This is a genomic window from Jiangella endophytica (genome assembly GCF_003427025.1).
GTDB classification, from domain to species: Bacteria; Actinomycetota; Actinomycetes; order Jiangellales; family Jiangellaceae; genus Jiangella; species Jiangella endophytica.
The window spans coordinates 54631-64268 of the sequence record NZ_QVAI01000026.1; the positions used below are offsets into that span (position 1 = coordinate 54631).

Annotated in this window: 9 protein-coding genes and 1 pseudogene; 1 reads left to right on the forward strand and 9 read right to left on the reverse strand. The window is 71.7% G+C overall.

Annotated features, from left to right (window positions below; all coding sequences use genetic code 11):
* Position 1: 1 nt before the first annotated feature.
* From DZA62_RS32445 to DZA62_RS32460, 4 genes are read right to left on the reverse strand one after another with little or no spacing between them, the layout of a single operon-like run.
* The gene (locus DZA62_RS32445; RefSeq protein ID WP_198664434.1) at positions 2–1114 is read right to left on the reverse strand and encodes a FecCD family ABC transporter permease; all 1113 of its coding nucleotides are present in this window, start codon (positions 1112–1114) and stop codon (positions 2–4) included.
* Positions 1111–2403 carry an LLM class flavin-dependent oxidoreductase gene (locus tag DZA62_RS32450; RefSeq protein WP_116953117.1) on the reverse strand — a complete coding sequence of 431 codons (1293 nt, stop codon included), beginning with the start codon at positions 2401–2403 and terminating at the stop codon, positions 1111–1113. Before DZA62_RS32450 ends, DZA62_RS32445 begins: the two co-directional genes overlap by 4 nt.
* Complete coding sequence (locus DZA62_RS32455) at positions 2400–3725, reverse strand: NtaA/DmoA family FMN-dependent monooxygenase (RefSeq protein WP_157988047.1); 1326 nt, start codon at positions 3723–3725, stop codon at positions 2400–2402. Before DZA62_RS32455 ends, DZA62_RS32450 begins: the two co-directional genes overlap by 4 nt.
* 3 nt (positions 3726–3728) lie before the next feature.
* Complete coding sequence (locus DZA62_RS32460; RefSeq protein WP_116953119.1) at positions 3729–4799, reverse strand: ABC transporter substrate-binding protein; 1071 nt, start codon at positions 4797–4799, stop codon at positions 3729–3731.
* Positions 4800–4970: 171 nt separating this feature from the next.
* On the opposite strand from DZA62_RS32460, the gene DZA62_RS32465 reads away from it, so the two are divergent.
* Positions 4971–5663 carry a TetR/AcrR family transcriptional regulator gene (locus tag DZA62_RS32465; protein ID WP_116953120.1) on the forward strand — a complete coding sequence of 231 codons (693 nt, stop codon included), beginning with the start codon at positions 4971–4973 and terminating at the stop codon, positions 5661–5663.
* On the opposite strand, the gene DZA62_RS32470 is transcribed toward DZA62_RS32465, so the two are convergent.
* The 5 genes and pseudogenes from DZA62_RS32470 to DZA62_RS32490 all read right to left on the reverse strand — a co-directional run.
* On the reverse strand, positions 5579–6166 hold the full coding sequence (locus DZA62_RS32470) for a winged helix-turn-helix domain-containing protein (protein ID WP_116953121.1): 588 nt from the start codon (positions 6164–6166) through the stop codon (positions 5579–5581). The genes DZA62_RS32465 and DZA62_RS32470 overlap by 85 nt on opposite strands.
* Before the next feature lie 468 nt (positions 6167–6634).
* Positions 6635–6934 (reverse strand): hypothetical protein, encoded by a 300-nt coding sequence (locus tag DZA62_RS32475; protein ID WP_116953122.1) that lies wholly within the window; start codon positions 6932–6934, stop codon positions 6635–6637.
* Between the two features lie 52 nt (positions 6935–6986).
* Positions 6987–8240 carry an acyl-CoA dehydrogenase family protein gene (locus DZA62_RS32480; protein ID WP_116953123.1) on the reverse strand — a complete coding sequence of 418 codons (1254 nt, stop codon included), beginning with the start codon at positions 8238–8240 and terminating at the stop codon, positions 6987–6989.
* Positions 8241–8281: 41 nt separating this feature from the next.
* Positions 8282–9349 (reverse strand): LLM class flavin-dependent oxidoreductase, encoded by a 1068-nt coding sequence (locus DZA62_RS32485; protein WP_116953124.1) that lies wholly within the window; start codon positions 9347–9349, stop codon positions 8282–8284.
* 27 nt (positions 9350–9376) lie between these two features.
* A pseudogene (locus DZA62_RS32490) lies at positions 9377–9638 on the reverse strand (nitrilotriacetate monooxygenase); the annotation flags it as partial.

Sequence of the window (9638 nt, forward strand, 5' to 3'; positions counted from 1 at the left end):
CTCAGCGCCCCGTCCGGCGGGACAGGATGAGGTAGATGAACAGCGGCGCGCCCACCACCGCGATCACGATCCCCACCGGCACGACGATCGGCGAGATGATCGTGCGGCCGACGGTGTCCGCCGTCGCCAGCAGGATGGCACCGGTCACCACGGAGAACGGGATCAGGTAGCGGTGGTCCGCTCCGATGATCATCCGGGCGATGTGCGGCCCGACCAGTCCGACGAACCCGATCACCCCGCACAGGCTCACCACGACAGACGCCAGCAGCACGCTGACCCCGATGAGCCCGAACCGGATCGCCGTGACGTTCGCCCCCAAGCTGCGGGCGGCGTCCTCGCCCGCGAAGGCGATCGCGTTGAGGTGTTTGGCGTTCGGCAGGATGACCAGCAGGCTCGCGACCAGCACGACCCCGATCAGCGAGAAGTCCGACCAGTTGGCGTCGTTGACCGAGCCGAACGTCCACCGGACGATCGCGGAGAGCGTGTCCTCGTCGGCGATGAACTGCAGCGCCGACGTCGCCGCCTCGAACAGCTGGGTCAGCGCGATGCCGAGCAGCAGCACGGTCGCGGTGATCTGGCCGGACGACTTCGAGTGCGCGAGCCCGAGCACCAGCACCGACGCCACCGTGGCCGTGACGAACGCGGCCGCTGTCACGAGCACCGCGTTGCCCGCGCCACCCGTCGTCAGGATCACCAGGGCCGCGCCGAAGGCGGCCGCCGGCGAGACGCCGAGCGTGAACGGGCTCACCAGCGGGTTGCGCAGGATCGCCTGCATGACGACTCCGGCCAGGGACAGCGACGCCCCCGCCACGGCGGCGACCAGGATGCGCGGCAGCCGGAGTCCCTGCACGATGGTGAACGTGCTCTGGAAGTCCTCCGGGACGGCGGCACCGGTGACGGTGAACCGCAGGACGCGCACCACGTCGCCGAACGTCACGTCGGCGGTGCCGATCGGGACGTACCAGATCAGCAGCGCGGCCGCGAGGACGTAGCTGACGACGACGATGAGCGCCTTGAAGCGGCGCGGTGGCCGGCGGCCGGGACGGCCGGACGGTCGCGGAGCCGGCCGCGACGGCGTTGCGTCGGCCGCGACCTCGTTGGACGGTGTGGTCATGGCCATGGCAACCCGATGTTCTCCCGGAGGCTCCGCCCCGCGTAGCCGCGCGGATAGGCGCCCGCGGCCTGGAGCAGGGGGACGACATGGTCGACCACGTCGTCAAGGTTCGTCGCGTCGTCCTTGTCGCCGGGGACGGTGTTGACGGTGAACCCGTCGGCCGCGCCGTCCCGCCACCACTCGACCAGGTGTGCCGCGATGGTCTCCGGTGTGCCGACGAGCGTGCCCGTCGCCAGGACGAGGAGCTCCTTGACCGACGGCGTCCGTGTCCGCACGAGTTCCAGGAGGCTGTTACGAATCCCGTCCGGCACGGGGGCGGCGGGCAGCCGGGGCTCCAGCCGCTCGATGCGCAGGGGCGCCTCGAGGTCGCCCGCGGGCAGGTGGCGGCCGAGCCGGTCCTCCAGTCCGGCGATCTGCTCGCCGAGGTCGCCGGAGGCATCGATGAGCTCGTCGAGCACCCGGTCCCGGTCCGCCTCCGCGGCGACGACGACGGGGTTGACCAGCGGCGCGACGAGAACGGCCGCCGGGTCCCGCCCGTGGGCGCGCGCGGCGGCGCGGACCCGGTCGCGGTAAGCCGCCGTGTAGGCCTTCTCGTGGCCGATCGCATAGACCAGGTCGGCGAAGCGCCCGGCCAGCTCCACCCCCTGGTCCGACCCACCCGCCTGGACCTGCACCGGCGGGCCCCAAGGCGGCAGGGGGACATTGAGCGGCCCGGCCACGGAGAAGTACCGTCCGCTCCAGTCCAGCGGCTCGGCACTCCCCCAGCCGGTGGCGTCGCTCCACGGGTACCGCCAGCTCCCGTACAGCCGGTGCACCACGTCCAGGAACTCCGCCGCGCGGTCGTAGCGGTGGTCGTGGTGTACGACCGGGCCGCCGTAGTTGGCCCCGACGCCCGGGTCGAGGGACGCCACGGCGTTCCAGCCGATCCGCCCGCCGGAGAGGAGGTTCACGCTGGCGAACTGACGGGCCAGGGTGTACGGCAGGTTGTAGTTCGCCGACGCGGTCGCCACAACCGCGATCTCGGGCACCCGCGCCGTCAAGGCCGCGGCGAGGACGACCGGGTCGAGGGTGGACTCTGGGAGCCGGCCGTCACGCAGCCGGAGCTGGGGCTGGTCGGCGAGGAACACGGCGGCGAACAGGCCACGCCGCGCGCTCTCGGCCCGGCCCACCCAGTGGTCGAGCTCGAACAGCGCCGCGGCCCGGGCCGGCGCGTGCTCGACCGCGCGGTCCTGCAGGCCGCCCGCGGGGTTGATCCGCGCGGTGAGGAACAGCGGACGGCGCCCGCTCATCCGGCCACCTTCAGGCCGAGGTGGCCGCGCAGCGTGCTGGCCTCGTACTCGGTCCGGAAGATCCCCCGCTCCCGCAGCAGCGGGACGACGGAGCCGGTGAAACCGGCGACGGCGTGGATGGTCGGCGGGATGATGTTGAAACCGTCCGCAGCGCCGGATCGCCACCACCCCTCCAGCTCGTCGGCGAGCTGCTCGGGCGTCCCGACGAACACGTGGTGCCCGACGCCGATGGTCACCGCCCGCACGAAGTCCTCCAGGGTGCGCCCGCCCTCCAGCGCGAGCCGCCGCAGTACCTGCGGCCGGCTCTGCCGGTAGAACAGCTGGTCAACGGGCGTGGTGAACCGCTCCGCGGGGATCGGCCGGTCGCGCCGCAGACCGGTCAGGTCGACCTCGCCGAGCTCCCGCCCCACCCGGTCGAGCTCGGCGTCCCAGTCGTGGATGTCGGCTAGCTCCTCGTAACGTGCCCGGGCCTGCGCCTCGGTGGCACCGAGGATCGGCTTGATCCCCGGCAGGACGCGCACGGACTCGCGCCGCCGGCCGTGCTGTTCGAGCCGCAGGGCGAGGTCGTCGGAGTACTCGCGAACGCCGCGCAGGTCGTGGGCGGCGACGAACACCAGCTCGGCGTGCTTGGCGGCGAAGTCCTTGCCGCTGTCCGACGCACCGGCCTGTGCGAGCACCGGCCACACCTGGGGCGAGCGCGGCAGCGGGAACGGCCCCTCCACCGCGAAGTGCTCGCCGTCGTGGCCGATGGCATGGATCCGCTCCGGCCGGGCGTAGACGCCGTCGTCGCGGTCGTACACCAGGGCATTGGCGTCCCAGCTGGTCCACAGGCGCTTGGCGACGGTGACGTACTCGTCCGCGCGCCGGTACCGGCTGTCCTGGTTCCCGTAGTCGAAGGTCCTGCCGAAGTTGCGCTCGCCACCCTTCGACGTGACGATGTTCCAGCCCACCCGCCCGCCGCTGACGTGGTCGAGCGTGGCGAGCTGCCGGGCGGTGCCGAACGGCTCGCTGAAGCTCGTCGAGGCAGTCACCACCAGGCCGATCCGGCTCGTGGTCGCGGCCACGGCGGCCAGCTGCACGATCGAGTCCGGCCGGGCGAACGGCTTGAGCCTCAGCTCGTGGGGCAGGTGCAGCCCGTCGGCGCGGAAGACCGCGTCGAACGTCGCAGCCTCCGCCAGCTCGGCGAGCTCGCGGTAGAGGTCGAGGCCGTACAGCTCCTCCACCCGGCTGCCGGGCTCACGCCAGCCGCCGGCGCCGAAGTCGCCGCCGATCAGCAGGGCCAGGTGCAGCATGCGGGGAGCCGTCTCGTCGCGTCCGGACACCGGTCAGTCACCCGGCGTCTGGACGTAGCCGGTGGTGGCGTCGAAGTCGCTCCCCAGGAACTCCTGCGCCCACTGCCGCACGTACTCGTCGGGGTCGACGTCCGCGAACGCCTCCGGGTGGATCCACGCGCCGAAGTACAGCGACGAGAACGTGCGGCCGGCGGCGTCCAGGGGTCCGGCGTTGTAGACGACGACCCGGCCCGACCGCACCGCGGACAACTGCGACCAGCCCTCGCGGGCGAGCAACTCGTCGACGGAGGCCCGCAGCGAGTCCTGCTCGTACGGCGGGAACTGGCTGATGTCCTCGCGCAGGATGACCGCCGGGTCGGCCGCGATGACGTCGACCGGGTCGACGGTGATCACGAGGCCGTCGTTGATGCCAACGTCCTCGAAGATGTTGCGTCCTCCAGCGTCCGCGATGGCCACGGTCTTGCCGGAGTTCGAGCCCGCGCTACTGAACGCCTCGCCGTCTTCGTAGTAGACCGGCACCCTTTCCAGACCCTCGACCCGCTCCGCCACCAGGGCGTGCACCCCGTCGGTGAACTCGAGGATCTCGTCGGCCCGCTCCGGCGCGCCGACGATCTCAGCGACAAGCTCGACGTTCTCCGTCCATATGGTCGGGTCCCATACCGTGAGCACGACGACCGGGATGTCGAACTGCTCGAGCGTCGAGGCGGCGTCCTCCCATACGCCGTTGCGCGGGATGAACACGACGTCGGGGTCGGCCTCGACGATCTTCTCGTAGTTCAGCGACTCGAAGTCGACGCCGACCACGTCGTCGTCGGTGAAACCGCCGTAGGGGGCGCGGAAGACGCTGCGGTCGTCCACCCCGACGATGGTCTCGCCCGCGCCGAGTGCGACCAGGAGCTCGGTGTTGTAGCTGTTGATCGACACCACCCGATCGACCTCGGCCGGCAGGACCACCTCACGATCCTGTTCATCGGTGATCGTGATGGTCTCCCCGGCGCCGTCCGCTGCTCGCGGCTCGGCGTCGTCCGTCGAGGAACAGCCCGCGACCACCGCCGCCGTGGCGACGAGGGACACGGTGAGAAAGCTCGTCCTGCTGGCGGACATGTGCGGCGCCTTTCTCGCGAACGGGTGGTCAGCGTGGAGTCAACCAGCGGAAACACAAAACCGTCCAACCGGTTGGTAATGTTCGGTAACAGTCCGGGCCGACGGCTCCGCAGGCGATAGAGTCGGCCGCGACCTGGACCTCCGCGCTACGAGACGGGACCACGCACCCCGATGACCACGACGCGCCACCGCGCCAAGGGCGAACGCACGCGCAATGCCGTCCTCGACGCCGCGGTGGAGCTGTTCTCGTCCGGCGGCTACCGCGGGATCTCGCTCGAGTCGATCGCCACGGAGGCCGGGCTGTCGAAGGCCGGGGTGCTGCACTACTTCTCCACCAAGGAGGAGATCCTCTTCGCCGTCCTCCGCGAACGGATCGGCATGGACGGCACGGAGATGCAGGAGCTGAGCCGTCCCGACGCCGGCTACGAGAACCTCGACCGCTACGTCACGCTGATCGAGCGCCGGTTCGGCGAGCCGGGCTGGGTCCGCCTCTACACCGTGCTGCTGGCCGAGAGCCTCGACGTCACCCATCCGGCCAGCGAGTACATGAAGTCGCGCATCACCCGCCTCCGGTCGGTGGTCGCGCGCGCCCTCAGCGCCGGCATCGACGAAGGCGTCATCAGGCCGGACGCCGACAAGGAGAACATCGCCGCCACCATCGTCGGCGTCGTCGACGGGCTGCGCATCCAGTTGCTCCTGGTGCCGTCGTTCGACGCCGCGAAGGCATTCCGAGCGCTCGTCGACGCACTCCTGGCGCCCCTCAGGACCGGACCGGCGACTCAGCCGGCCGCGGCCCGCGTCGCGCCGGACGACCCGCCAGCATCGGCGACCACCCGCACGCCCGGGCGTCCGTCGAACCGATAGCCGGAGCCGCGCACCGTCCGGACGACGTCCTTGAACGAACCCAGCTTGACGCGCAGCCGGCGCACGCGCACGTCGATGGCACGATGGTTGGGCCCGCCCCCAGTCGTGGGCACCCGCAGGCCGGCGACCAACTCGGCCCGGCCGATGGTGCGCCCCTCGCGCAACGCCAGGTACTGCAGCAGCTCGAACTCGGGGAACGAGATCCCGGCCGATTCACCGTCGATCAGCACCCGCTTGCGCGGCACGTCGACGACCAGGCTCCTGGCCGTCCCGTCCGGGGGCGCCGGGCGCGGGGCGAGCACGATCGTGCCGCGGACGTCGGCGTCCGGCACGAGCTGCATCGCCGTGCGGCGCAGTGCCTCGATGACGCGCTGGACGCTGGCGGCGCCGGCGCCGTCGAGGTCGACCTGCAGGAGGAAACCCCGGATCTGCGCACCGTCGGACGTCGTGCGCGCCGCCCCTGGCAGACGACTGGGACGCGGTGGCGACGAGGAGGTGACCATGTGGACCCTTCGGCCTGATGACGTGGGCGGGCGCAGAGGTGTCTCAACGACAAGCCGCGGGACGGCAGCCGTCACCCACGAGACACCCGAACCGGACCGTAGTTCTCACCCGACCAACCATATCCTAGTAAATCAGTAGGAATAGAGTTCGGGCCCATACTCCGAGACGGCCAGCTGCCGACCGGACGTGCTTCAGGTGATGGCCCGGGCGTCGGTGGCGCGTTCGTGCATCGGCTGTGCCGGCGTCGAGTCGAGCAGTTGCCGGGGCTAGGGGTACGCGGGCCGGGTGAACGGCTGCTCGGCAGGGGCGACTTCGACGAGGCGGCCGCGGTGAGCGTCGGCTGCGTGACCTGGTCCGCGACCACGGCCACAACGTCACGGTCGCCTCGGCCCACGACGCCGCCGAACGGGTACCCCCGATCTGACCAGATCCGGCCGGGACGAGGTTGAGTCGATCGAGCTCGCGGATCAGCTCGTAGCCCGCTCGGCCGGGCGCCAGCCGATCGCCGGTCCGATCCTGCCGGCCAGGACGTCGATGCGTGCCCGCACGTCATCGGCATCGAATTCGCCGGCGTGGGAGAAGTTCGCTACGAAATCGGTCGCACCAGCCGCGATTGCCGGATCGGCCCGGACACGCTCGGCGATATCGTCCGATGAACCGTAGAACGGCACCAGGTCCAGATAGTCGCGGACGGTCAGCCCCCGCAACGACTCGTTCCCGCTGCGCGCCGCCCGCTCGGCCAGCAGCGTCAGCCGCGACCCTAGCACCGGCTCGACCTCATCGACGACAGCCTTCAGGCGCCCGCGACCGGCGCCCGTCTCATGACGTCGTCCCGGTCGCCGGCGCGGTGGTCTCCGGCGTCGTGCCGAACCGCAGTGGCGCCGGGAGCGTACCGGTCAGGTGGTAGTCGCCGATCTCCCGCTGCCGGTAGGCGACGGGGTCGTGCACGGTGTGGGTGCGCAGGTTGCGCCAGTAGATATCCAGGCCGAACGAGTTCGCCGTCGAGCGTGCACCGGTCGCGGCGAAGAGCTGGTGCGCGACGTCCAGCGATGCCTCGGTCGCCACGGACTTCGCCTGGTCGACGCGCAGTGCCAGCAGGCCCCAGTCCTCGCGCCTGAGCGCCGCTCCCGCGGCCAGCGCATCCTCGAACAACCGGGTCGCCTGTTCGGCCAGCGCGATGCCCGCCGCAACGTTCGCCGACAGCCGCCCGAACAGCTGGCGATGGTAGGGATCGGCGACGGCGGTCTCCACTCCGGCCTCGAACCAGGGCCGGCCGTGCTCGCGGACGTAGGCAGCGGCGGCCGACAGCGCACCCTCGGCGATGCCGAGATACAGGTTGACGAAGACGAGCTGGCTGAACTGCCCGCGCAGCCCGTCGCGCAGGGCGGTGTCGCCGGTGAACTCGGCGAGCCCGCCGAGCACCTCGTCAGGGCGCACCTCCACATTGTCGAAGGTGACGCTGCCGCTGGCGGTGAGCCGCTGGCCGAGGTTGTCCCAGTCGTCGCCGAAGGCGAGACCGGGCCGGTCCGGCGGGACGACCACGTTGACGGCATGGTCGCCGTAGAACAACACGGTGATGTAGTCCGCGACGGCCACGCCCGTGGCGAAGGTCCGGCTGCCGTTGATGCGGTAGCCGTCGCCGTCGCGGTCCAGTCGCACGCCCGGGTCGCGCGGGTTGCTCACGCTGCCCTGGAACCAGCCCCGTTCACCCACGCCTCGAGCGATGTACTCCCACTGCCGTGCCGTGCCGAGGAGGTAGGTCCACAGGCCGTTGGAGTAGTGGTAGGTGACGAGCTGGCCGATCGATCCGTCCGCCGCGGCGACGACCCTGCTGAGCTCGAGCGCCTGGGCCAGGCTGCCGCCGGCCCCGCCGAACTCCGCCGGCGTGGCGAAGCCGAGCAGCCCGCTCTCGCGCAGCAGCGCCACCTCGGCCACCGGAGTCGCGTTGGCGCGATCCCGTTCCAGCGCCGTGGCCGCGAGCTTCGCCGCCACGTCGTCGGCGATCCGGCGCCAGCGGGCGAACTCCTCGGCGGAGACACCCGGGTAGGGCGCCACCGCGGTCGTCGTCGTCATTGCGTACTCCCTCGGTCGGTGTGAGCCTGTCGATGTGCGTGCTACGGCCGGAGCGCCGGTTGCGGCTCGGGGGCGGGAAACGCGGGTCGCGCACCGTCGAGCAGCCGGGCCGGCACCGGGAGCGCCAGGCGCTCACGCAGCGTCGCCGCCGGGGCCGTCCGCACCAGCCCACCGGCCAGCAACGCGGGCAGTCCGGCCTCGACGAACCGGACGAGGTCGTCCGCCGTGCGACCGGGGCGCACCAGCACACCGTCGACGTCGCCGGACACCGATCGCACGGCGCTCTCGAGGACACCCGGTTCGTCGCCGGCGTGGTGCGGAAGCTCGGCGAAGAGCAGCGGCCGCCGGGACGGGTCGGCGAACCGGCCCGAGTCGCCGGAGCTCAACGCGGCGGCGGCGGTCGCCGTCGCGCCGGGCTCGGTGGCGCTCAGGATCACCAGGTCGGCGACCTCGCGGGCCGCCTCGACCTCGTCCGCGGTTCTCGCGTACCACGCCAGGACCGGTGAGCCCTGCGGCGTCGACGGCACCGTCAGGGGGCCGGCGATGTCGAAGACGCCCTGGTGGTCGATGTGCACGATCTGCTCGGCGCGGACGAAGATGCGGGTCCGGCGGTCGGCCACGATCGACTCGTAGGGCCAGCTCTGCCACAGCTTCTCGATGGCGATAGCGGCATCGCGCGTCGTGTCGACGCCCAGCGGCGCGCCTGCGGTCAGCCCGGCGCCGCCCCATGCTTCGTGACCGGCCGGGCCGCGTGGTGCGTAGCCGTCGCGGATGCCGAGCACCAGTCCGGACCGTCCTCGTGAGAGGTGGTCGGCCGAGGCGACCCGCCGGGCGAGGTTGTAGGGATGGTCGCGGTGCGGCGCGGCCGCGGCGAGCACGGCTGTGTGCGGCGCCCTTCTCGCCAGGAAAGTCGCGGCCACGGTCGGCTCGAGCGTCTGGTCGTCGGGGATGGAGCCGTCGATCCGGTCGACGCCCGCGACGACGAAGGCCGGCGCTGCGTCGTCGACGTGCGAGCGCAGCTCCGCGTCGGCTGCCAGGGCCACGAGCTGTTGCCCGGACAGGCCGACGCCGAGGTGCACAGCGGTGGCGGGATGCTGGTGGTCGCCCATGGGTTGGGTCCTTTCGGCGAGGTGAGTTCAGGCCGAGGCGGGCTGGAGGTGCCCGCGGAGGGTGTCGGTCTCGTACGCGTGGCGGAACAGGCCGCGTTTGCGCAGCAGGGGCACGAGCTCGTCGGCGATAACCTCGAGGCCGTCGACGAGCCGGTCGGGCTGCAGGTTGAACCCGTCGACCGCCCCGGAGCGGTACCAGTCCTCGATGTGATCGGCCAACCGCTCCGGGGTCCCGGCGAACCCGGCATGGCCCGAACCGGTGTACCTCGTTTGCTTGAGGTACTCGCGA